This is a genomic window from Pseudomonas sp. 05N432 (genome assembly GCF_056396945.1).
The window spans coordinates 33,304-56,081 of the sequence record NZ_JBFTMM010000011.1 but is presented as its reverse complement, the minus strand read 5'-3'; the positions used below and the strand labels follow the sequence as shown (position 1 = coordinate 56,081).

At 59.9% G+C, this 22,778-nt stretch carries 19 protein-coding genes; 3 read left to right on the top strand and 16 right to left on the bottom strand.

Going from position 1 to position 22,778, the window contains the following annotated elements; genetic code table 11:
• Window positions 1-69 precede the first annotated feature (69 nt).
• From AC1DHT_RS13575 to AC1DHT_RS13565, 3 genes are all read left to right on the top strand, one after another.
• The gene (locus AC1DHT_RS13575; RefSeq protein ID WP_427546927.1) at window positions 70-1,572 is read left to right on the top strand and encodes a sensor domain-containing diguanylate cyclase; all 1,503 of its coding nucleotides are present in this window, start codon (window positions 70-72) and stop codon (window positions 1,570-1,572) included.
• A gap of 432 nt (window positions 1,573-2,004) precedes the next feature.
• Entirely contained in the window at window positions 2,005-3,387 is a 1,383-nt protein-coding gene (locus tag AC1DHT_RS13570; protein ID WP_427546924.1) for an MFS transporter, read from the top strand.
• Window positions 3,388-3,398: 11 nt separating this feature from the next.
• The gene (locus tag AC1DHT_RS13565) at window positions 3,399-4,184 is read left to right on the top strand and encodes an AraC family transcriptional regulator (protein ID WP_427546921.1); all 786 of its coding nucleotides are present in this window, start codon (window positions 3,399-3,401) and stop codon (window positions 4,182-4,184) included.
• 348 nt (window positions 4,185-4,532) lie between these two features.
• Here AC1DHT_RS13565 and lpxC read toward each other — a convergent pair whose 3' ends face one another.
• From lpxC to mraZ, 16 genes are all read right to left on the bottom strand, one after another.
• Entirely contained in the window at window positions 4,533-5,444 is a 912-nt protein-coding gene (gene lpxC / locus AC1DHT_RS13560) for a UDP-3-O-acyl-N-acetylglucosamine deacetylase (RefSeq protein ID WP_054595720.1), read from the bottom strand.
• 112 nt (window positions 5,445-5,556) lie between these two features.
• Window positions 5,557-6,744, bottom strand: coding sequence for a cell division protein FtsZ (gene ftsZ, locus AC1DHT_RS13555; protein WP_427533285.1), 1,188 nt, complete (start codon window positions 6,742-6,744; stop codon window positions 5,557-5,559).
• Window positions 6,745-6,834: 90 nt separating this feature from the next.
• Complete coding sequence (ftsA, locus tag AC1DHT_RS13550) at window positions 6,835-8,097, bottom strand: cell division protein FtsA (protein WP_019693553.1); 1,263 nt, start codon at window positions 8,095-8,097, stop codon at window positions 6,835-6,837.
• Between the two features lie 14 nt (window positions 8,098-8,111).
• On the bottom strand, window positions 8,112-8,978 hold the full coding sequence (locus AC1DHT_RS13545) for a cell division protein FtsQ/DivIB (RefSeq protein WP_427533287.1): 867 nt from the start codon (window positions 8,976-8,978) through the stop codon (window positions 8,112-8,114).
• Between the two features lie 4 nt (window positions 8,979-8,982).
• Window positions 8,983-9,951, bottom strand: coding sequence for a D-alanine--D-alanine ligase (locus AC1DHT_RS13540; RefSeq protein WP_427533288.1), 969 nt, complete (start codon window positions 9,949-9,951; stop codon window positions 8,983-8,985).
• The gene (gene murC, locus AC1DHT_RS13535) at window positions 9,948-11,408 is read right to left on the bottom strand and encodes a UDP-N-acetylmuramate--L-alanine ligase (protein WP_427546820.1); all 1,461 of its coding nucleotides are present in this window, start codon (window positions 11,406-11,408) and stop codon (window positions 9,948-9,950) included. The genes AC1DHT_RS13540 and murC overlap by 4 nt, the downstream gene beginning before the upstream one ends.
• Window positions 11,401-12,471: an undecaprenyldiphospho-muramoylpentapeptide beta-N-acetylglucosaminyltransferase gene (gene murG, locus AC1DHT_RS13530; RefSeq protein ID WP_427546823.1), complete on the bottom strand. Its 1,071-nt coding sequence runs from the start codon at window positions 12,469-12,471 to the stop codon at window positions 11,401-11,403. The genes murC and murG overlap by 8 nt, the downstream gene beginning before the upstream one ends.
• Window positions 12,461-13,678 (bottom strand): putative lipid II flippase FtsW, encoded by a 1,218-nt coding sequence (gene ftsW, locus AC1DHT_RS13525; protein ID WP_054595714.1) that lies wholly within the window; start codon window positions 13,676-13,678, stop codon window positions 12,461-12,463. The genes murG and ftsW overlap by 11 nt, the downstream gene beginning before the upstream one ends.
• Window positions 13,675-15,036: a UDP-N-acetylmuramoyl-L-alanine--D-glutamate ligase gene (murD, locus tag AC1DHT_RS13520; RefSeq protein ID WP_429540407.1), complete on the bottom strand. Its 1,362-nt coding sequence runs from the start codon at window positions 15,034-15,036 to the stop codon at window positions 13,675-13,677. The genes ftsW and murD overlap by 4 nt, the downstream gene beginning before the upstream one ends.
• Window positions 15,037-15,041: 5 nt before the next feature.
• Window positions 15,042-16,124, bottom strand: a complete 1,083-nt coding sequence (mraY, locus tag AC1DHT_RS13515) for a phospho-N-acetylmuramoyl-pentapeptide-transferase (RefSeq protein ID WP_427533291.1) — start codon at window positions 16,122-16,124, stop codon at window positions 15,042-15,044.
• Window positions 16,124-17,491, bottom strand: coding sequence for a UDP-N-acetylmuramoyl-tripeptide--D-alanyl-D-alanine ligase (locus AC1DHT_RS13510; RefSeq protein WP_427546829.1), 1,368 nt, complete (start codon window positions 17,489-17,491; stop codon window positions 16,124-16,126). Before AC1DHT_RS13510 ends, mraY begins: the two co-directional genes overlap by 1 nt.
• Window positions 17,484-18,947 (bottom strand): UDP-N-acetylmuramoyl-L-alanyl-D-glutamate--2,6-diaminopimelate ligase, encoded by a 1,464-nt coding sequence (locus AC1DHT_RS13505; RefSeq protein ID WP_427546832.1) that lies wholly within the window; start codon window positions 18,945-18,947, stop codon window positions 17,484-17,486. The genes AC1DHT_RS13510 and AC1DHT_RS13505 overlap by 8 nt, the downstream gene beginning before the upstream one ends.
• Entirely contained in the window at window positions 18,947-20,686 is a 1,740-nt protein-coding gene (locus AC1DHT_RS13500) for a peptidoglycan D,D-transpeptidase FtsI family protein (RefSeq protein ID WP_427546835.1), read from the bottom strand. Before AC1DHT_RS13500 ends, AC1DHT_RS13505 begins: the two co-directional genes overlap by 1 nt.
• Window positions 20,686-20,979 carry a cell division protein FtsL gene (gene ftsL / locus AC1DHT_RS13495; RefSeq protein WP_103319127.1) on the bottom strand — a complete coding sequence of 98 codons (294 nt, stop codon included), beginning with the start codon at window positions 20,977-20,979 and terminating at the stop codon, window positions 20,686-20,688. The genes AC1DHT_RS13500 and ftsL overlap by 1 nt, the downstream gene beginning before the upstream one ends.
• Window positions 20,976-21,923: a 16S rRNA (cytosine(1402)-N(4))-methyltransferase RsmH gene (gene rsmH / locus AC1DHT_RS13490; protein ID WP_427533294.1), complete on the bottom strand. Its 948-nt coding sequence runs from the start codon at window positions 21,921-21,923 to the stop codon at window positions 20,976-20,978. Before rsmH ends, ftsL begins: the two co-directional genes overlap by 4 nt.
• A complete protein-coding gene (gene mraZ, locus AC1DHT_RS13485; protein WP_019693566.1) occupies window positions 21,920-22,375 on the bottom strand; it encodes a division/cell wall cluster transcriptional repressor MraZ in 456 nt (151 codons plus the stop codon). Before mraZ ends, rsmH begins: the two co-directional genes overlap by 4 nt.
• Between the last annotated feature and the right edge of the window lie 403 nt (window positions 22,376-22,778).

The following is a 22,778-nucleotide window of genomic DNA, read 5'->3' as shown; positions in this document are numbered from 1 at the left end:
GATATCTGCAATGCCGCCCGGTGTGTCCGGGAACTACGCTGATGATGTCCCTGTGCAGAAATCAGAACCATGAGTGCAAACCGCACACACCACGCCATAACAGGCTCTGCCCGCCGACCGGAATTGCTGCTGATTCTCGGCAGTTCACTGACCGTCGTCGCGATCATCGCCATCGTCACCTTCCTGCTGATCCGCGAACACGCCAATGCCATGCAGGCGGCCACGCGGGGTGCGACCAACATCGTGCAACTGATCGATGCCGATGTGCTGCGCAACGTCGAGCTCTATGACCTGTCACTGCAAGGATTGATCGCTGCCGCCCAACGTGACGACCTGCAGAAGGTTTCGGCGCAGATCCGCCACCTGGTGCTGTTCGACCGCGCAAGTACTGCACGCTACAAGGGTGATGTGCTGCTGCTCGACAAGCACGGCGATGTGATCGCCAACTCGTCGTCGATTCAGCCCAAATCGGGCAATTTTGCAGACCGTGACTACTTCCAGGCCCACGTCAGCAACAGCGATAACGGGATGTTTATCAGTCGCCCGTTCAAACCCCGTTGCGACTGCCCCGAGAACGATCAGTGGCGCATCAGCTTCAGCCGGCGCATCTCTTCGCCCACCGGGGAGTTTCTTGGCGTTGCCGTCGCGTCCATGCAACTGGAGTACTTTGACGAGCTGTTCAGCAGCCTGGACATCGGCTCTAACAGTACCCTCAACGTGCTCGACAAGGACGGCATACTGCTGGCGCAAAAGCCCATGCTGACCGATGCCAGCATCGGCAAGAGTTTCGGCAATCGACCCAACGTCATACGCATCATGCGTGAAGGCAGTGGCAGCTTCAGCAGCCTGTCGAGCATGGACCACCAGGAACGCCTGTACACCTTCTCGCGCGTCGGCAACCTGCCGTTGACGGTCAGCGTCGCACTCTCCATGGACGAAATCTTCGCCAGCTGGAAGCGCACGGCGTACGTGATCAGTGGCGCAACCGGGGTGTTGTGTATCGGCTTGATGTGGCTGACCTTGCTGCTGTGCCGCGAATTTCGCCTGCGCCATCACGCCGAGCAGGAACTGGCGCAACAGGCCGCCGTCGACGCCCTCACCGGCGTGGCAAACCGGCGGACCCTCGACCAGGCCCTGAACCGCGAATGGTCCCGTGCCCAGCGCTCGGGCAAGCCGCTGTCAGTGCTGATGATCGACGCCGATCACTTCAAGTCGTTCAACGACCGTCACGGCCATCACGGCGGCGACGATGCGTTGCGCGTACTCGCCCGGGTGATCAGCGAAAACATCCGTCGCCCCTCCGATCTCGCTGCGCGCTATGGCGGTGAGGAGTTTTCCGTGGTGCTGGCCGAGACTGACAGCGCCGGAGCCCTGCGGATTGCCGAAAATATCCGCGCGGCAGTCGAGCAACTGCCACCGTTCGAAGGCGACGAGTCCCCCATCACCGTCAGCATCGGCCTCAGCACCTCGACAGGGCAACCGGGCGAGAGCCTGGAAAACCTGATGCATGCAGCCGACAAAGCGCTGTATCAGGCCAAGTACGGAGGGCGCAACCAAGTGGTCGCCAATTGAAAGATCGCAGCCAGTCGTCGGAGCTGCCGCAGGCTGCGATCTTTTAAAAGAACCATAAAAAGGCCAATGCCGAGCGTTGGCCTTTTTCCTTTGAGCAGCCTCCAGCGCAATGCAGGTTCTCAAAAAAGACCATTGATTGAGTCATTGTCAGGACGTCGAGAGTGCTGAAGCATGACCGATAGCCGTCGTCCGTTTCATTCGATTAGTTGTCCTGATTGAGCATTTTCGTAACCCTGGCCGTTACGTAAGCTGATTTCCCGTCGCGACCGCACGAGCGGAACGCTAACCGCCTGCGCTTCAAAGAGATCTTCCAGTCGCACGACCTGATTCGCAATGTCGATGAGCACATGGAATTCGATACTGCGGCCATCGTGTGGGAGTTTTCCAGGGCCAACGCGATTCACACCCAATACTTCCTCTGAGGACGCCGGCATGAAGCCGCAAACGCTTGCACCCATTGACTCGATCAGCCAGGAGAAGCATTCCTTGAGTGTCCTGGCCGTGCTCGTCGCTCTGTTTCTCGCTGCCATGGACAGCACTGCAGTCAGCACCATACTGCCGCAGATCAATGCGCAAATGCAGGATACAACGCTCTATCCCTGGGTTGTCTCGGGCTTCTTGCTGCCTCTGGCACTGATTGCGCCGCTGGCCGGCGCACTGGCTGATCGGTTCGGAATTTCTTCGATGATGAAAGGCAGCCTGCTGATCTTCATCGCTACGTCGGCAGTGGTTGCCAGTAGCCAGAGCATGGTCATGCTGATTGCAGGCAGAGCCCTGCAAGGCATCGGGGCCGGTGGCATCATCGTTCTTTCCTACTCGATGCTGGCATCGCTCTTCGAAGGGCCAAAGCGTGCCAGCATGCAGGGAATGCTCAGCAGCGTCTGGGGCCTGGCTGCAGTATTGGGCCCTGTTGCCGGTACTGTACTGGGCAGCACCTTGAGCTGGCGTGCAGTTTTTTGGCTCAATCTGCCACTGGGCTTTCTGGCATTGATGGTGCTGCTTTTCACACCCGTGATCGGCCGAGGTCAATCAGCCAGGACCGTAGATCCCATAGCGCAGTTTTTTTTGGCCATCGCCGCGTGTGCGGGACTGTTCATGTTGAGCAGTCAGCACCTTGACATGATCGCGCACCCGATACAGACGCTGGCGATCGTGATGCTCATCAGTCTTGTAGCACTGGTCGCTCGAGTCCGCGCGGCACCCGCCGGCAGTCCGGTGCCATTGGGGTTCTTTGATCGGCCAGCGCTGGGAGCGGTCATGGCCTTGGTGGTTATCTCGAGTATCGGCTTGTACGCCACGGTCAGCTTGTTGCCCATCGCTCTCAGCCGTTCGGCGGGCAGCGCATTATCGACAGGGGTGCTGATCATGCTGGCAGCGTTAGGCTGGGTGGTAGGCGCGACCGTCTGTGGCAAGCGTCTGTCGAGCGTCGGCTTCAGGCCCATGGCGATAGTTGGGATGTCGATGCTGATGCTCGGTTGCATAGGGGTGGCTGCGGGACTGCAATGGTCGCAGTGGTTGGCCATTGGTGCAGGCCAGATACTGGTCGGGCTGGGGATGGGCTTGACGGCCACTACGACCCTGGTGCTCGCGCAGAACAGCGCCCCGCATGATCAGTTGGGAGCCTACACGTCCACGGTGCAATTTCTGCGTAACCTTGGCGCGGCGTTCGGCGTCAATGCGATGGTGGCTATTGCGCTGTACCTGCCGCCCAACCTGGCCTACCAGATCACTTTCCTGCTGCTAGGTCTTTTGATGACGGTCGGTTTACTCTTTGCCTTTGGACTGCCTTCGCGCGGCGGACCGCAACAAAGGTAGACGGAGTAGCAATGCATTTCGCTGACATGGATCACACAGCATTAGTTATTGAAAGGCAGTTGACCAAGATGGCCGATGGGGAGAGCGAGCCTCATCGACACCACCTCGGACAATTCGTGTTAGTGAAAAAGGGCGTGCTCCATGGCAATGCCCTTGAGCAACGCTGGTTGCTCAAACCGGGAATGGCGGTCTGGATTCCGCCACAGACCTTGCACTCTGGTGAGGCTTACACCCAGGTAGACCTCACGGTCTTGTACCTTGGCCCGGAGTTGTGCGAACGCTTCTCTCCGAGCATCAAGCTGATCGATGCATCCCTGCTGATTATCGCCCTGTGCGACCGATTGGCCGAGGAAAGCACTCGGCCGCTTTCCGAACAACGGCGCGGCAGCATGTTGCAATTGTTGTTCGAGGACATCGAAGAACTGGCGCCCAGCAATATGGTCCTGCCTTTACCGCGTGACGCACGGCTCAAGCGTGTCACCGAGCAACTGATTGCCAAGCCTGGGATGCGTAGGAACCTGACCGAATGGGGTCGCGAGGTAGGCGCCACCGAGCGGACTCTGGCACGTCTGTTTCGCAAGGATACCGGTTTACGTTATACGGACTGGCACAACCGTCTGCTGCTCGTGGAGGCATACCGTGGCCTGGCGGTCGAGAACACCAACGAGACCCTGGCGCAGCACCTGGGATTTGCCTCGGGCGATTCGTTTGGTCACTGGTTTCGGCGCGTCACCGGTAGTAGCCCAGGCCAGGTGCGCAGTACCTTGCAGGCCGTGAGCACGGGCTCCGAGCAATGACTGCCGGCTGCTCAGCAGATCCATCCGGGGGTTGTAGGTCAGGCGACATGCACGTCACTGATCTTGCTGGTGATGCTGCAAAGCCATTTTGACCTGGATCTGTTAACCCTGAAAATCTTCTGATGCGCCACTTGGCATACTACCGAAAAATAACGCACGGCCGTCCACAGCATCATTGCCCTTGGCTAACACTTCCCTTTTGTCGGGTGTAGAAGACGTCCACCTCCAAGTCACCAGCGTGGCCACCACAGCCAAGCTGGTTGCGCTTGCGCGCAACGCGCCATGCCTGGCGCACCCATAAAAAAAGGCCACCCGAAGGCAGCCTTTAAAAACTAGAGAGGTTTTTGCTTACACGGCCGCAACAGGACGCATGTAAGAGATCGGTGCAGTGCTGGCGTCTTCAAACGTCACGACTTCCCAAGCATCTTTCTGCTCAATCAATTTGCGCAGAAGCTGGTTGTTCAGTGCGTGGCCCGACTTGAAGCCTTTGAACTCACCAATCAGGCTATTGCCCAGCAGGTAGAGGTCACCAATTGCATCGAGGATCTTGTGCTTCACGAATTCGTCTTCGTAGCGAAGACCGTCTTCGTTCAGTACTCCATCCGCGTCGACCACGATGGCGTTTTCAACGCTACCGCCGAGTGCGAGGTTGTGCTTGCGCAGGTACTCGATATCACTCATGAAGCCAAAGGTCCGGGCGCGGCTGACTTCTTTTACAAACGAAGTGCTGGAAAAATCCACGCTGGCACTTTGAGTGCGGTCACGAAACACCGGGTGATCGAAATCGATCTCGAAGCTCACTTTGAAACCTTCGAAAGGGACGAAAGTGGCGCGCTTGTCGCCGTCTTCCACTGTCACTTCACGCAGGATCCGGATGAACTTCTTGGCTGCGTCCTGTTCTTCCAGGCCAGCCGATTGAATCAGGAATACGAAGGGTCCAGCGCTACCATCCATGATCGGGACTTCGGACGCGGAGAGCTCGACGTAGGCGTTATCGATGCCCAGGCCAGCCATGGCCGAGAGCAAATGCTCCACCGTGTCCACTTTGACGTCACCGTTGACCAGTGTCGTCGACATAGTGGTTTCACCAACGTTTTCCGCGCGAGCAGGAATCTGCACCACAGGGTCCAGGTCGGCACGACAAAACACGATGCCGGTGTCTACAGGTGCTGGCTTGAGGGTCAGGTATACCTTCTCCCCGGAGTGCAGGCCTACACCTGTGGCACGGATAATATTTTTCAGGGTGCGTTGTTTAATCATGGCTTGGGCCGCTTCAGCGCAAATTGCGAACTGGTATCAACAAAGGCTGGCGATAATAGCAGACCAGACCTTTGCTGAACACCAATCACCTTCATAGCCCTGATACATTCCATCAATCGGCCTGACGACGCAGGAATGCCGGGATGTCCAGGTAGTCCAAATCGTCTTGCGGATTGAGTTTCGCCGCCGCCGCTGCGCCGGCCTGAGCCTGGTTGCGCATCACGGTTGGACGATCCAGGTCGCGGTAGTTGACCGACGGCATTTCCTGACGTGCGGCAGCAGGTGCGGCAGCAGACATGGAGGTTTGAACGGTATTGTCGATGACCTTCACAGGTTTCTCGATTTTTGCGCCCAGGCCTGTGGCAACCACAGTCACGTGCAATTCGTCGCGCATGTCCGGATCGATAACAGTACCGACCTTGACCATCGCGTGCTCGGAAGCGAAGGCTTCGATGATGCTACCCACGTCGGAGTACTCACCCAGAGACAGGTCAGGACCGGCGGTGATGTTCACCAGGATGCCGCGTGCACCTTGCAGGTTGACGTCTTCGAGCAGCGGGTTACGGATTGCCGCTTCAGTCGCTTCACGTGCACGGTTCGGACCGCTGGCGCAGCCAGTGCCCATCATTGCCATGCCCATTTCGCTCATGACGGTACGGACGTCGGCGAAGTCGACGTTGATCATGCCTGGACGCTTGATGATGTCGGAGATACCGCGAACGGCACCGGCCAGTACGTCGTCAGCCTTGGCGAAAGCCGACAAGAGGCTTGCGTCTTTACCCAGGATGGTCAGCAGCTTCTCGTTGGGGATGGTGATCAACGAGTCGACGCTTTCGCTCAGCGCGCGGATGCCTTCATCGGCGATCTGCATACGCTTGCGGCCTTCGAACGGGAACGGACGAGTCACCACCGCAACGGTGAGGATCCCCATTTCCTTGGCCACTTCAGCAATGATCGGCGCAGCACCGGTACCGGTACCGCCGCCCATGCCGGTGGTGATGAACACCATGTTCGTGCCTTGCAGCACTTCAGCGATGCGCTCGCGGTCTTCCAGAGCGGCCTGACGACCGACCTCAGGGTTCGCGCCAGCACCCAGACCCTTGGTCACGCCGGTGCCCAATTGCAGGATGGTCCGCGCGCCGATGTTTTTCAGCGCCTGGGCATCAGTGTTGGCGCAGATGAACTCAACGCCTTCAATGTTGCTCTTGACCATGTGATTCACAGCGTTTCCGCCGCCACCGCCAACACCGATAACTTTAATAACCGGGCTTGCGGGGATGTTGTCTACGAGTTCGAACATTTTCCCTCTCCTTACATTCTCTAGTTTTTTTCGCCTACTGCGCCTACTGCGTACAACGGTGCTGCGGTGTCACGGTGTTGCGGTAAATCTTCAGAAATTGCCCTGGACCCAGCTTTTGATGCGATCGATCAACGGGCTCTTGGCCTCGTCGTTGTTGTAGCTATCGCGACTGCTGCTGATCCCGGAGAAGGAAATGCCATCGGACTGCTTTTGCAGGCCATACATCAGCAAGCCAACACCGGTGGAATAAATCGGGTTGCGCACTACGTCGTCCAGACCTCTGACGCCATGCGGTACGCCCAGGCGAACCGGCATGTGGAAAATCTCTTCGGCCAGCTCGACCGCGCCTTCCATCTTCGACGTACCGCCGGTCAGCACGATGCCGGCCGGGATCAGGTCTTCGTAGCCGCTGCGACGCAGCTCGGCCTGGATCAGCGTGAACAGCTCGTCGTAACGCGGCTCGACCACTTCGGCCAGGGCCTGACGGGACAGCTCGCGCGGCGGACGATCACCGACGCTTGGGACCTTGATGGTTTCACCGGCGCCGGCCAGTTTGGCCAGGGCGCAGGCGTAGCGGATCTTGATTTCTTCGGCGTACTGGGTCGGTGTGCGCAACGCCATGGCGATGTCGTTGGTCACCTGATCACCGGCAATCGGGATCACCGCGGTGTGACGGATCGCGCCTTCGGTGAAGATCGCGATGTCGGTGGTACCGCCACCGATGTCCACCAGGCACACGCCCAGCTCTTTCTCGTCATCGGTCAGTACCGAGTACGCCGAAGCCAGTTGCTCGAGAATAATGTCGTCGATTTCCAGGCCGCAACGACGCACGCATTTCTCAATGTTCTGTGCCGCGTTCACCGCGCAGGTGACCACGTGGACCTTGGCTTCCAGACGTACGCCGGACATGCCCAAAGGCTCGCGCACGCCTTCCTGGTTATCGATCACGTAATCCTGCGGCAGCGTGTGCAGTACGCGCTGATCCGCCGGAATGGCCACGGCCTGGGCCGCATCGAGCACGCGCTCAAGGTCGGCCGAGCTGACTTCGCGATCACGAATCGCCACGATGCCGTGGGAGTTCAGGCTGCGAATGTGATTGCCCGCCACACCGACGAACGCCGAGTGAATCCGGCAGCCAGCCATCAGTTGCGCTTCTTCGATCGCACGCTGAATGGACTGCACGGTGGACTCGATATTCACCACCACGCCCTTCTTCAGGCCGCGGGAGGGATGCGTACCGATCCCGACGATTTCCAGTTGGCCATCGGCCGCGACCTCGCCTACCAGCGCCACCACCTTGGAGGTACCGATATCCAGACCGACGATCATTTTGCCGCTTTGCACGTTTGCCATGGTCCTGCCTCTTCTCAATTCTTCGCGACAGCGCGTTGGGCCGTCGTGGGCGCTACAGGTTCCCGCCAGCCAACGGCCAGGCCGTTGGCATAACGCAGGTCGATGCGCGCAATGTTCGTAATCTGTTCTTTAAGCGTCTTGTCGTAGATGGCAATGAAGCGGCGCATCTTTTCCACCAGGTGATCGCGTCCCAGCAACAGCTCGATCCCAGGGCCCGCGCTACCCGCGCCAGTGGTCAAAAACCAGCTGCCGCGTTCACGCAATTCCAGCCGGGCAACCGAGAAGCCCAATGGCCGTAACATCTGGCTCAACACCTGATACTGCTGCATCACTTGCTGCTGGGCCCGTTGTGGGCCGAACAGCTGTGGCAAATGTTCGTAGTTGGCCAATTCACGCGGCGTAAACGCCTGCCCCTGGTTGTTCAGCAGCGCTTCGTCGCCCCAGCGGGCCACGGGCAGTTGCTCTTCCAGGCGAATCACCACTTGGTCAGGCCAGACGCGACGCACTTCGGCGTGTGCAATCCATGGCATCTGTTCCAGCTCGGTACGCATGCTCGCCAGGTCAATGGTGAAGAAGCTCGCCGCCACATAAGGGGCGATCCGCTGCTGCACCGCTTGCTGGCTGATGTAACTCAAATCGCCCTGCACGTTGATCTTGGTGATCGGCCGGTCGGCGTACGGCAGCAAGCGCTGTGCACCTTCGTAAGTACCGAACCCCAACGCGACCAGCAGCACGGGCCAGAACAAGGCTTTGAGAAAACCAAAATTGGCTTTCGGCAGGCGCACCGACATCGGCTCTTTGGCCACCATTCGGCTGGCACCCCGCGGCACCGGCTTGCGGCCGGGTGCGGATGGCTGATGACGTAGCTGGGCGCCTTGCATGGTCTTAACCTCGCGGCTCTACGTGACTGCCAACACTGGCCGCCAGGATCGCCAGCACCAACTGCTGGAAATCCAGACCGGCGGCGCGTGCGGCCATCGGGACCAGACTGTGATCGGTCATGCCCGGTGCGGTGTTGACTTCCAGGAACCAGAACTGCCCATCGGCGTCCTGCATCACGTCAGCCCGTCCCCAACCGGCGATACCCAACGCCTCACAGGCTTTTGCCGTGAGGTCCATGAGCTCTTGTTCCTTGGCGCTATCGAGGCCGCACGGGATCCGGTACTGGGTATCGGAAGCCAGGTACTTGGCGTCGTAGTCATAGAAAGTGTGTGGCGTGCCCAGGGCGATCGGTGGCAACACCTGATCACGCAGGGTCGCAATGGTGAACTCCGGACCTTGAATCCATTGCTCGACCAACACTTGCGAATCGTAGGTACTGGCCGCTTTCCAGGCTTCGATCAATTCAGCTGCCGAAGTCACTTTGGCCATACCGATACTTGAACCTTCATGCGCCGGTTTGACGATCAAAGGGAAGCCCAGTTCCTTCGCCGCCAAAATACAGTCGGCTTCGCTGCTCAGTACCGCGTGACGTGGCGTCGGAATGCCGAGGCTGTGCCAGACCTGTTTGGTCCGCAGCTTGTCCATGGCCAGCGCCGAAGCAAGGATGCCGCTGCCGGTGTACGGAATCCCTGCGCATTCCAGCAGGCCCTGCATGCTGCCGTCTTCACCGCCGCGACCGTGGAGAATGATGAAGGCGCGGTCGATTTTTTCGTTCAGCAGGCGCTGCAGGAAATCGTCACCGACGTCGATGCCGAACGCATCCACGCCAGCGGACTGCAGCGCTTCCAGCACCGCGTTACCGGATTTCAGCGAAACCTCACGCTCGGCGCTTTTGCCACCGAACAGCACGGCCACACGGCCGAAGTCTTTCGGGGCGATTGTCGAGAACAGATTGGCGTAGGCAGCAGTCATTTCAACTTCCCCTCGCTAGGTGCGACAACGGCACCCGCGAACAAAGGACTCTTCAACAGTTTCGGTGCGAGACCGCCGATATCACCGGCGCCCTGGCACAGCAGGATGTCGCCGGCACGCAGCAGCGGCTTGACCACAGGCGCGAGGTCGACACCGCGCTCGATGTAGATCGGGTCGAGCTGACCGCGCTGGCGGATGCTGTTGCACAGCTTGCGGCTGTCAGCCCCCGGAATCGGTTCTTCACCCGCCGGATAGACTTCCATCAGCAGCAACACGTTGGCGTCGGCCAGTACATTGACGAAATCGTCGTACAGGTCGCGGGTGCGGCTGTAACGGTGCGGCTGGTAAACCATCACCAGGCGGCGCTCTGGCCAGCCACCGCGCACGGCTTTGATCACCGCTGCAACTTCGGTCGGGTGGTGACCGTAGTCGTCCACCAGCATCACGTTGCCGCCTTCGACCGGCAGTTCGCCGTAGACCTGGAAGCGTCGGCCAACACCCTGGAAGCCCGACAGCCCCTGAACGATGGCTTCATCGCTGACGCACTCGTCGGTCGCGATGCAGATGGTCGCCAGCGAGTTCAATACGTTGTGGTTGCCCGGCATGTTCACCGAAACATCCAGCGGTTCGCGATCGGGACGCAGCACGGTGAAGAAGGTCTGCATGCCTTGCTGGCGAACATTGATGGCGCGCACGTCGGCGTCTTCGCTGAAGCCGTAGGTCATGGTCGGACGCTTGACCAGCGGGAGGATTTCACGCACCACCGGGTCGTCCAGGCACATCACCGCCAGACCGTAGAACGGCAGGTTGTGGAGGAACTCGACGAAGGTTTTCTTCAGTTTGTTGAAGTCACCGTCGTAGGTCGCCATGTGGTCGGCGTCGATGTTGGTAACCACGGCTACCAGCGGCTGCAGGTGCAGGAAACTGGCGTCGCTTTCGTCGGCTTCGGCAATCAGGTAACGGCTGGTGCCCAACTGGGCATTGGTGCCTGCGGCGTTCAGACGGCCACCGATCACGAAGGTCGGGTCCAGGCCACCGGCCGCGAACACCGAAGCGATCAGGCTGGTGGTGGTGGTTTTGCCGTGAGTACCGGCGACGGCGATGCCGTGACGGTAGCGCATCAGCTCGGCGAGCATTTCGGCACGCGGCACCACGGGGATACGACGTTCAAGGGCCGTCGCGACTTCCGGGTTGGAAGTGTTCACGGCGCTAGATACCACCAGTACATCGGCAGTTGCGGCGTTCTCGGCACGGTGGCCGATGAAAATCTGCGCGCCGAACGATTCGAGACGCTCGGTCACCGGCGAAGCCTTCAGGTCGGAACCGGACACTTGATAGCCCAGGTTCAGCAACACTTCGGCAATTCCGCACATGCCCACACCGCCGATACCGACGAAGTGGATGCGACGGATGCGGCGCATTTCCGGCTGCGGTATGGCTTTCTGATTTTCAACCATGAACCACCTCCAGGCAGATATCGACCACGTTGCGGGTTGCATCAGGTTTGGCCAGGCGACGAGCAGCGCCAGCCATGTCGTTGAGTCGTTGCGGTTGCATCAAGACCTCTGTCAGGCGTGCAGCGAGATCCGCTGCGCCAGTCGTTCTTTGCGGCATCAGGAAGGCAGCGCCTTCACGGGCCAAATATTCGGCATTGCGGGTCTGGTGATCGTCGATTGCGTGGGGCAAAGGCACCAGCATCGAGGGCAGACCGGCAGCAGCCAGCTCACTGACAGTCAGCGCGCCAGCGCGACAGACCACCAGGTCGGCCCAGCCATAGGCTTGGGCCATGTCTTTGATGAAAGGCTGCACTTGCGCCTCGACACCGGCTGTGCGATAGCGCTCGGCAGTCACTTCATCGTGGTTTTTACCAGCCTGATGAAACACTTCCGGACGCAGTTCAACAGGCACCTGCGACAGGGCTTCAGGCAGCAATTTGTTCAACGGTTCTGCCCCAAGGCTTCCGCCCAGGATCAGCAAACGCGCTTTGCGTCCGGCCAGGGCTGGACGCGCTGTATCGAGGAACAACTCGGTGCGCACCGGGTTACCGGTAGTGCGCCGGCTGCCACTGGCAGCAAAGGTGTCCGGGAAAGCTTCGCAGACTCGCGCGGCCAACGGCACCAGCAACCGATTGGCGGTACCGGCAACGGCGTTCTGTTCATGAACGATGACGGGCACACCGGCCAATCTGGCGGCTACGCCACCAGGGCCAGTGACATATCCGCCAAAGCCCAGGACACAGACCGGCTTCAACTGACGAATGACGGCACGGGCCTGCCAGATCGCCTTGAGCAATACAAAAGGTGCCTTGAGCAGCGACAGCTTGCTCTTGCCACGCAGGCCGCTGACGTTGATCAGGTGCAACGGCAGGCCGGCATTCGGGACCAGTTCATTTTCGATTCCGCGAGGCGTCCCGAGCCAGTGCACGGTATAGCCGCGCGCCTGAAACTCACGAGCGCAGGCCAGCGCCGGGAACACGTGGCCACCGGTGCCGCCCGCCATGATCAGCACGTTAGCGCCCATGGGTCGGCTCCTCGGCGAAGTCGCTCTCACTGAACTCCATCTCTTCGCTGCCCAAGTGGGTTCGACTCTCCCATTCGATGCGCAACAACAAGCCAAGACAGGCGCAGCAGATCACCAACGAACTACCGCCGTAACTGAGGAACGGCAAGGTCAGGCCCTTGGTCGGCAGCAGGCCGACGTTCACTCCGATGTTGATCAGGAACTGACCAATCCACAGGAACGACAAGCCGTAGGCGACGTAAGCTGCAAAGAATTGCTTGGCCTTTTCCGCCCACAACCCGATGTACATGCCGCGTATGCACACGAAAACGAATAGCGCGACGGTGGCCAGGGAGCCGACCACGCCCAGCTCTTCGGCGAGGACCGAGAACACGAAGTCGGTGTGCGCTTCCGGCAGGTAGAACTGTTTCTGCACGCTGTTGCCCAGGCCAACGCCCAGCCACTCACCGCGACCGAAGGCGATCAGTGCCTGGGTCAACTGGTAGCCGGAACCGAACTGGTCGGCCCAAGGATCGGTGAAGGTGGTCAGACGCGCCATTCGATAAGGCTGCATCTTGATCAGCAGCACCACCGCCACCACCGCCAGTATCACCATCAAGGTGAAGCGGAACAGCCCGACGCCACCCAAAAACAGCATCGCCGCCGCGGCCCCCATCATCACGACGGTGGCACCGAAGTCGGGCTCCATCAGCAGCAGGCCGGCCATTGGCAGCAACACGATGAACGGTTTGAAGAAGCCCATCCAGCTTTCACGCACTTCTTTCTGCCGACGCACCAGATAACCGGCGAGGTAGATCACCACAAAGACCTTGGCAATCTCGGAAGGCTGGACGTTGAAGAAACTGAAACCGATCCAGCGCATCGATCCGTTCACCTCACGACCGATCCCCGGGACGATCACCATCACCAGCAAACCGAACGCACCAATCAGCATCAGCCAGCCCAGGCGTTGCCAGGTAGCGATCGGAATCATCATGGTGACGATGCAGGCACCGAAGCCGAGCACGATGTAGACAAGGTGGCGAATCATGTAATACAGGGCGCTGCCCGACTGTACTGCCGCCACTTCGGTCGAGGCAGAGGCGATCATGACCAGCCCCAGGCCGATTAATGCCAGGCAACCGGCGAGCATCGGGAAGTCGAGGTCGATACCGCGCCCGGTGATGATCGGCGACGGGTACGGCTTGATGATATTTCTCAAGCTCATGCCAAGTCCTCCGCGGCCAGATCTTTCACGGATTGGACGAACAGGTGCCCACGCTCTTCGTAGTTCTTGAACATGTCGAAACTGGCGCACGCCGGCGACAGCAGCACGGCATCGCCTGGTTGGGCGATGGCGCGGCATTGCTCGACCGCTTCGATCAGCGAATTGACGCGAATCAGCGGCACGGCGTCGCCGATGGCCTGGCCAATCAGCTCGGCATCACGCCCCATCAACACCACGGCGCGGCAGTTGGCCGCGACCGGATCACGCAGGTCCTTGAACTCGGCACCTTTGCCGTCGCCACCGGCGATCAGCACCAGCTTGCCCTGGATGTCTGCGCCCAGGCCTTCGATAGCGGCCAAAGCGGCGCCAACGTTGGTAGCCTTGGAGTCGTTGTAGTAGCTCACGCCATTCAGGTCGCGGACCCACTGGCAGCGATGCTCAAGCCCGGCGAAAGTCCGCAGGCTCGAGAGCATGGCGTCGAACGGCAGGCCCACGGCGTGCCCCAGGGCCAAGGCCGCGAGGGCGTTGGACTGGTTATGCGCGCCACGAATTTTCAGCTCGCGTACCGGCATCAGGTTCTGGAATTCAAAGGCCAGATACTTCTCGCCATTTTCTTCGCGCAAACCAAAGGCCTTGAAGTCCGGCTTGTTCAGACCGAAGGTCCAGCACGGCAGGCCCTCGCCCATCAACGGACGGCTCAGCGCATCCTGACGATTGACCACCACTTGCTTCGCGCCACGGAAGATCCGGTGCTTGGCCAGGTGATAGGCCGGCAGGCCGCTGTAACGGTCCATATGGTCTTCGCTGATGTTCAGCACGGTAGCCACTTCGGCGCCCAGCTGATCGGTGGTCTCCAGCTGGAAGCTCGAGAGTTCCATCACGTACAGCTCGACGTCGTCGCTCAGCAGATCGAGTGCCGGGGTACCGAGGTTACCGCCCACCGCCACGCGCTTGCCGGCTGCTGCCGCCATTTCGCCGACCAGCGTGGTCACGGTACTTTTTGCGTTGGAGCCGGTAATGGCAACAATCGGCGCCTTCGCGTTACGTGCAAACAATTCGATATCACCCGACAGCTTCACGCCACGGGCCGCTGCCGCTTGCAGGGCCGGAGTCGCCAAGGCCAGGCCCGGGCTCACGTAGAGCTCGTCGGCACGGCAGAGGAATTCGACATCCAGCTCGCCACAACGCACTTCCACCTGCGGGTAGTCACGACGCAGCGTGGCCAGCTCCGGTGGATTTTCCCGCGTATCGGCGACAGCGAACGACACGCCCCGGTTCGCCAGGAAGCGAACCAGGGACATGCCGCTCTTGCCGAGGCCGACAACGATGCGGAAGTGGTCAGAAGCGATCAGAGACACTTGTTCTACCTCAGCTTCAGGGTGGCAAGGCCGACCAGTACGAGAATTACAGTGATGATCCAGAAACGGACGATCACGCGTGGCTCGGGCCAGCCCTTGAGTTCAAAGTGGTGGTGAATCGGTGCCATGCGGAACACGCGGCGACCGGTCAGCTTGAAAGAGGCAACCTGAATGACCACCGACAGGGTTTCCATCACGAACACGCCGCCCATGATGAACAGGACGATTTCCTGACGGACGATCACTGCGATGGTGCCCAACGCTGCACCCAGCGCCAGTGCGCCGACGTCGCCCATGAAGACTTGAGCCGGGTAGGTGTTGAACCAGAGGAAACCCAGGCCGGCACCGATCAGCGCGCCGCAGAATACGATCAGCTCACCTGCGCCCGGTACATAAGGGATCAGCAGGTATTCAGCGAATTTCACGTTACCCGACAGGTAGCAGAAGATCCCCAGCGCGCCGCCGACCATCACGGTTGGCATGATCGCCAGGCCGTCGAGGCCGTCGGTCAGGTTGACCGCGTTGCTGGAGCCGACGATCACGAAGTAGGTCAGGACCACGAAGCCAATGCCGAGCGCGATGCTGGCGTCTTTGAACATCGGCACGATCAAGGTCGTTTCAACCGCGCTGGGTGCAGTCATATAAAGAAAGATCGCCGCGCCCAGGCCGAACACCGACTGCCAGAAGTATTTCCAGCGGCTCGGCAAGCCACGGGAGTTCTTCTCGATGACTTTGCGGTAATCGTCGACCCAGCCCACGGCCCCGAACAACAGGGTGACCAGTAACACGACCCACACATAGCGGTTGTGCAGGTCTGCCCAGAGCAAGGTGCTGATGCCGATGGCGGTCAGAATCAGTGCGCCGCCCATGGTCGGAGTGCCCGACTTGGACAAGTGCGATTGCGGGCCGTCATTACGGACAGACTGGCCGATCTGGCGGTTCTGCAACGTGCGGATCATCCAGGGACCCAGGCACAGCGACAACGACAACGCGGTCAGCACACCGAGAATCCCGCGCAGGGTCAGGTACTGAAAGACTGCGAAGCCTTTGTAGAACTGTTGCAGATACTCCGCTAACAACAGCAGCATTAATGGTTCTCCCCGCTCGAACCGCACAAAGCCGCAACGACGTTTTCCATCGCAGCGCTTCGCGAGCCCTTGATCAAAATAGTGGTGTTTGTATCGTGTTCGGCGCCCAGCGCCGCGATCAGATCAGCCTGATTGGCAAAGTGACGAGCCTGCTCACCGAAGGCGGCGACGGCATGCGCCATCATCGGGCCAACAGCGTAAAGCGCGGAAACCTTGCCGCTGGCGTACGCGCCAACGTCGCGGTGCCCCTGCTCCGCCCACTCGCCCAACTCGCCAATATCCCCGAGCACCAGAATGGTGCGGCCGGAAAAGCCGGCGAGTATATCAACGGCAGCGCACATTGAGGTGGGGTTCGCGTTGTAAGAATCATCAATGACGCGCATGCCATTGGTTGCCAGTTGCGCCACGGCACGGCCCTTGACCGGTTGCACCGCATTCAGCCCCGTGGCGATACCGAACAGCGACACACCCAGGGCATGCGCGGCAGCGGCGGCGGCCAGGGCATTGGCAACGTTGTGGTTGCCAAGCAGGTTCAGTTGAACCTGTTCGACGCCTTGCGGACTGTGCAGCGTGAAGGACGGGCAACCGCGAGCGTCACGAGCCAGATCGGTGGCGTGGAAATCGGCACGGCTGTCGTTCAGGGCAAAGCTCAGCACCTGACGACCGGCGGCACGCTTCTTCCAGATATCAAAAGCCTTGTCGTCGAGGTTCAGAACGGCGATGCCATCGGCGTCCAGCCCTTCGAGAATCTCGCCCTTGGCTTCAACGATTTTTTCCGGCCCGCCGAATTCGCCGACATGGGCGGTCCCGGCGTTGTTGATCACGGCGACATGCGGCTTGGTCATGCCGACGGTGTAGGCAATCTCGCCGATCCGCGAAGCACCCAGTTCGATGACAGCCGCAGTGTGCTCCGCGGTCAGTTCGAGCAAGGTCAGCGGAACACCGAGGTCATTGTTCAGGTTGCCACGGGTCGCCAGCACCGGCCCGCGCGTGCGCAGGATGCTCGCAAGCATTTCCTTGACCGTGGTCTTGCCGCTGGAGCCCGTGATTGCCGCGACCGGGTTCGAATACGCAGCACGGTTCAGCGCGCCGAGTTCACCAAGGGCCTGACGAGTATCGGTGACCAGTAGCTGAGGCAACGTGGAGTTCGTCACTTCACGCTCGACCAGAGCCGCGACCGCGCCTTTGGCAGCCACGTCGTTCAGGTAGTCATGACCATCGAAACGCGGCCCGGTCAGGGCAACAAACAACTGGCCCGGCTTGATCGCCCGGCTGTCGATGCTGACGCCATCGAAGCTGCTGTCGGTAGTCAGCAGGCGGCCGGCCAATGGACCCGCCACTTCGCTCAATTTCAAGGCTTTAAGCATGGGCCACCTCCCACGCGGTCAAGGCACGGTCGGCCTCCACCAGATCGGAGAAATCATGGCGTTCGCCGTTGATTTCCTGATAGTCCTCATGACCTTTACCGGCCAGCACGATCACGTCATCCGCGCTGGCGCTGGCGATCAACTGGGCAATCGCCTGGCCACGGCCGGCGACGAAACGAACGTTATCCACCGCCGTGAAACCGGCGCGGATGTCGTCGAAAATTCGTGCAGGGTCTTCGGTGCGCGGGTTGTCATCGGTGACCAGCACACCGTCAGCCAGACGCTCGACCACTTCGGCCATCAGCGGACGCTTGCCACGGTCGCGATCACCGCCGCAACCGAACAGGCAGAGCAATTTGCCCTTGGCATGTGGACGCAGGGCCATCAGGACTTTTTCCAGCGCATCCGGGGTATGGGCGTAGTCGACCACCACCAGCGGCTGAGTACCGCCGCCCAGGCGCTGCATGCGACCGGCCGGGCCTTCGAGTTTTGGCAGTACGTGGAGGATTTCATCCAGCGCGTAATCCAGGCCGAGCAAGGCACCGACAGCGGCCAGTACGTTGCTCAGGTTGAAACGGCCGAGCAAGGCACTGCGCAAATGGTGTTCGCCCTGCGGCGTCACCAGTGTCGCGCGCACGCCTTCATCGTCGAACTGCGCTTCACGGCAATAGAGGTAGGCGCTGGCGTCTTCGAGACTGTAAGTGATCAGGCGCGACTCACGCTCTTCAGCTGCGAGTTGCCGACCGAACGCATCGTCGAGGTTGATCACCCGGCACTTCAGATCGTTCCAGGCAAACAGCTTGGCCTTGGCCTCGCCGTAGGCTTGCATGGTCCCGTGATAATCCAGGTGATCGCGCGACAGGTTGGTCATCACCGCCACATCGAACGCCAGTGCCGTCACGCGCCCTTGATCCAGACCGTGGGAGGACACCTCCATGGCCACGGCTTTGGCACCGGCCTTTTTCAGGTCGGCCAGGGTTGCCTGTACTGCAATCGGGTTCGGTGTGGTGTGCAGGCCGCTTTCCAGTGCGCCGTAGAAACCGGTGCCCAGGGTGCCAACAATGCCGCAGTGCTGCCCCAACAAGTCCAGCGCTTGTGCGACCAGTTGGGTCACGCTGGTCTTGCCGTTAGTGCCGGTCACGCCAATCAGGTTCAGGTTACGGCTCGGGTCGCCGTAAAAACGCCCGGCAATGTCCGACAGCTGCGCAGCCAGACCCTTGACCGGAATCAGCGGCACATCGGTAATCGGCAGGACGGTCGCGCCTTCGACTTCGTAGGCGACTGCAGCAGCGCCACGTTGCAAGGCGTCGGCAATGTGCGTACGACCGTCGAATTTAGCGCCCGGAACGGCCAAAAACAGGTCGCCAGCACGGACATTTCGACTGTCCAGGGTCAGTTCGCGAATCAACAGGTCACGGCCAGCGTGGGCGAAAATCTTGTTCAGGCTAAGCGACATCAGCCACGCCCTCCGTTAGCTTTTACAGGGATTACCGGCGTCGCGTTGGCTTGCTGGGTGGGCGGCAGGTTGTCCGGCGTGATGTTCATCAGGCGCAGGGTCCCGGACATCACTTTGCTGAACACCGGCGCCGAAACCAGACCACCGAAGTAGCCGGCCTTGCTCGGTTCATCGATGACCACGACGATCGCGTAGCGCGGGTCGCTCATGGGACCAAAACCGGCGAACAGCGAGCGGTAGGAGTTCTCGGCATAGCCTTTGGTGCCCACCGAGGTCTTGCGTGCAGTACCGGACTTGCCAGCAACGTGATAGGCCGGCACTTGCGCACGGAATACACCGCGCGGGGCTTCGATCACTTGCTGCAGCATGCCCTGCATGGTTTTCGCCACCGCTTCCGGAATCACTTGGGTGGTTTGCGCGGCCTTGTCGGTCTTGATCAGGGTCAGTGGTGCAATACGACCGTTGTTGGCCAGCGCCGAGAAGGCGTGGACCAGCTGAATCGCGGTCACCGAAATGCCGTAGCCGTACGACAGCGTGGCCGTCTCGGCCTTGCGCCATTCGCGGTAGTTCGGCAGGTTGCCGACACGCTCGCCCGGGAAACCCAGGCCGGTGTCCTGGCCGAGGCCGACTTTCTGCGCCAGACGGAAAATCGTTTCGCCGCCGATATCGAAGGCGACCTTACTCATGCCGACGTTACTGGAGTTGATCAGAATGCCGGTCAGGTCGAGCACCGGGCCTTCGGTCTTGGATACGTCCTTGATGGTGTATTTACCAATCTGCAAGCTGCCCGGGTACACCTCGACGGTGTCGCTCGGTTTCCAGCGCCCGGTTTCGATCGCGGCGCTCATGGAGATCGCTTTCATGGTCGAACCCGGTTCGAACACGTCGATCATCGCGCGGTTACGCATCATCGCCGGTTGCAGGTTGCGACGGTTGTTCGGGTTGTAGGTCGGCTGGTTGACCATGGCGAGGATCTCGCCGGTCTTGACGTCCATGATCACCAGGCTGCCAGCCTTGGCGCCGTTCTCGATGATCGCGTTGCGCAGTTCGCGGTTCGCCAGGTATTGCAGACGCAGGTCAATCGACAACGCCAAGGGCTTGCCGGCCTTGGCGTTTTTGGTCACCTGAACGTCTTTGATCAGTCTGCCGCGCCGATCCTTGATGACCTGACGCTTGCCAGCGACACCGGCCAGCCATTCGTCGTACGCCAACTCTACGCCTTCACGCCCGTGGTCATCGATGTCGGTAAAGCCGACCATGTGCGCAGTGACTTCGCCGGCCGGGTAGAAACGCCGGAACTCTTCGATGCCGTAAACGCCCGGCACTTTCAGATCGAGCGCGACCTGGCCCTGCTCGGGGGTCAGCCCGCGCACCAGATAGATGAATTCTTTATTCGCCTGAGCTTCGAGTCGCTCGGTCAGTACTTTAGGGTCCTGCCCCAGCACAGTCGCCAGTGCCGGCCATTTTTCCTTGGCCAGCTGCATTTCCTTGGGGTTGGCCCACAGGGTGGTGACCGGGGTGCTCACGGCCAACGGCTCGCCGTTACGGTCGGTGATCAAACCACGGTGAGCCGGAATCGGAATGTGTCGAACACTGCGCGCATCGCCCTGACCAATCAGGAAGTCACGGTCGATCACCTGCAGGTCGACAATGCGCCACGCGATGGCTACAACCATGGCGCCCAGCAAGCCGAGCACCACACGAAACCGCCAAGGAAAGAGTGCCCCTTCGAGTTTCATCATGGCGCCACCATCCGTACATCAGCGGCGCCGGGAATGCGCATCTTCAGTTGTTCGGTGGCCAATACTTCGATACGGCTGTGGGCGGTCCAGGTGCTCTGCTCGAGAATCAACCGGCCCCACTCCGCCTGCGCCTTGTCGCGCACACTCAACTCGTTGTACAGCGAGTTCAACAGTTGGCGGTTCCAGTGAGCGCTATAGGAAACCCCGATCGCGGAGACCAATACGGCAATAAATAGCAGCAGCATGAAAAAGCTTCCGCCTGGAAGTGGCTTGGCGAAGAGCTTGCTCACCGAAGTTTCTCCGCGACACGCATGACGGCGCTACGGGAACGAGGGTTGGCTTTGAGTTCGGCTTCGCCAGCGAACTGCGGTTTGCCATGAATCTTGATTTTCGGTACGAAGGCTTCGAAACGTACTGGCAGGTTGCGCGGCAGGTTATCGGTTTCACCCTTGACCAGTTTGCGCATGAACTGTTTGACGATGCGGTCTTCCAGCGAGTGGAAGCTGATCACCACCAGGCGACCGCCCACTTCAAGGGCTTCAAGCGCGGCTTCGAGGCCGGTCTCAAGATCGCCCAACTCGTTGTTGACGTGAATTCGCAGGCCCTGGAACGCGCGGGTCGCCGGGTTCTTGCCCTTTTCCCAGGCAGGGTTGGCGACTTTCAGGACTTCAGCCAGATCGCCAGTGCGTTCGAAGGGCTTGATGTCGCGACGCTCGACCACGGCACGGGCCATACGGCCGGAGAAACGCTCTTCGCCGTATTCCTTGAACACGCGGGCAATTTCTTCGACAGGTGCGGTGTTGACGAATTCTGCCGCGCTGATCCCCCGAGACGGGTCCATGCGCATGTCCAGCGGGCCGTCATTGAGAAAACTGAAGCCACGCTCCGGGTCGTCGAGCTGTGGCGAAGACACGCCCAGGTCAAGCAGGACGCCGCTGACCTTGCCGGCCAGACCGCGTTCGGCAACTTCCGAACCGAGCTCGGCAAAGCTGCGCTGTACAACGACAAAGCGGCCGTCTTCGGCCGCTAGCGTTTGCCCGGTGGCAATCGCCTGAGGATCTTTGTCGAATCCCAGCAACCGACCATCGGGACCGAGCTGGCTGAGAATCAGACGGCTATGCCCGCCACGCCCGAACGTGCCATCCAGATAGCAGCCATCAGGGCGTACGGCGAGAGCCTCAACGGCTTCGTCAAGCAGTACGGTGATGTGGTTAAAGCCGCTATCAATAGTCACAGGATCAAATCACGCAGTTCATCAGGCATGGCGCCCGGTTGTTGAATAGCAGCCAGGTCAGCAGCAGAAACCGCATCCCAGGCATCCTCGTCCCACAATTGGAACTTGTTCAGTTGGCCTACCAGCATCGCGCGCTTATCCAATTTGGCGTATTCGCGCAGACGTGGCGGAACCAGAAAACGACCACTGCCATCGAGCTCGAGGTCGACGGCATTACCAATCAGCAAACGTTGCAAGCGGCGGTTCTCTTCGCGAAGCGAAGGCAGTGCGCGCAGTTTGGTTTCAATCAGCTCCCACTCATCGAGCGGGTAAACACATAAACAAGGATCAACGGCATCAATTGTGACAATTAATTGCCCGGAACTTCGCGAAACGAGCTCGTCACGATACCGGCTCGGCATGGCGAGACGGCCTTTTGCATCGAGACTGATAGCGTTAGCTCCGCGAAACACGTCAGCGTTTCTCCAAATTTTAGCGTTTTACGCTTAAAAAACCCACTTCATGCCACTTTCCGCCACTTGCGCACACTATAGGAATGCGCCCACCACACCGTCAAGGCACGGATTGAAGGAAAACCCTTACAGATCGGAGATTTAGCGCTGCAAAAGAAGGGGTTACGAGTATTTGGCGGATGATTTTGTTCAATAACTTGAAGCAGCACTGAAGGCTACGTTCAGAAGTTAAAGTGATTTGTTAAGAGTAAGATTTTTTCGGTATTACAAAAGCGCTTCTGCTATTGATTCAAGCAGGGAGGGAATTGGCCACTACCCGGGTGATGCGACTAACGGTTCAAGCGCTGGCTAATCGGTATTACGAAGCCCTTCTGCCACTGATTCAAGCAGGGAGGGAATTGGC

What these genes read in the sequence shown, in the direction of transcription:
- AC1DHT_RS13540 (WP_427533288.1), bottom strand. Translation starts at nt 9,951, where the DNA reads ATGACTGCTGCCTACGCCAATCTGTTCTCGACAATCGCCCCGAAAGAC.
- ftsW (WP_054595714.1), bottom strand. Translation starts at nt 13,678, where the DNA reads ATGAGCTTGAGAAATATCATCAAGCCGTACCCGTCGCCGATCATCACC.
- AC1DHT_RS13575 (WP_427546927.1), top strand. Translation starts at nt 70, where the DNA reads ATGAGTGCAAACCGCACACACCACGCCATAACAGGCTCTGCCCGCCGA.
- lpxC (WP_054595720.1), bottom strand. Translation starts at nt 5,444, where the DNA reads ATGATTAAACAACGCACCCTGAAAAATATTATCCGTGCCACAGGTGTA.
- murC (WP_427546820.1), bottom strand. Translation starts at nt 11,408, where the DNA reads ATGGTTGAAAATCAGAAAGCCATACCGCAGCCGGAAATGCGCCGCATC.
- AC1DHT_RS13570 (WP_427546924.1), top strand. Translation starts at nt 2,005, where the DNA reads ATGAAGCCGCAAACGCTTGCACCCATTGACTCGATCAGCCAGGAGAAG.
- AC1DHT_RS13565 (WP_427546921.1), top strand. Translation starts at nt 3,399, where the DNA reads ATGCATTTCGCTGACATGGATCACACAGCATTAGTTATTGAAAGGCAG.
- AC1DHT_RS13505 (WP_427546832.1), bottom strand. Translation starts at nt 18,947, where the DNA reads ATGTCGCTTAGCCTGAACAAGATTTTCGCCCACGCTGGCCGTGACCTG.
- ftsZ (WP_427533285.1), bottom strand. Translation starts at nt 6,744, where the DNA reads ATGTTCGAACTCGTAGACAACATCCCCGCAAGCCCGGTTATTAAAGTT.
- ftsA (WP_019693553.1), bottom strand. Translation starts at nt 8,097, where the DNA reads ATGGCAAACGTGCAAAGCGGCAAAATGATCGTCGGTCTGGATATCGGT.
- AC1DHT_RS13510 (WP_427546829.1), bottom strand. Translation starts at nt 17,491, where the DNA reads ATGCTTAAAGCCTTGAAATTGAGCGAAGTGGCGGGTCCATTGGCCGGC.
- murG (WP_427546823.1), bottom strand. Translation starts at nt 12,471, where the DNA reads ATGGGCGCTAACGTGCTGATCATGGCGGGCGGCACCGGTGGCCACGTG.
- mraY (WP_427533291.1), bottom strand. Translation starts at nt 16,124, where the DNA reads ATGCTGCTGTTGTTAGCGGAGTATCTGCAACAGTTCTACAAAGGCTTC.
- AC1DHT_RS13500 (WP_427546835.1), bottom strand. Translation starts at nt 20,686, where the DNA reads ATGAAACTCGAAGGGGCACTCTTTCCTTGGCGGTTTCGTGTGGTGCTC.
- AC1DHT_RS13545 (WP_427533287.1), bottom strand. Translation starts at nt 8,978, where the DNA reads ATGCAAGGCGCCCAGCTACGTCATCAGCCATCCGCACCCGGCCGCAAG.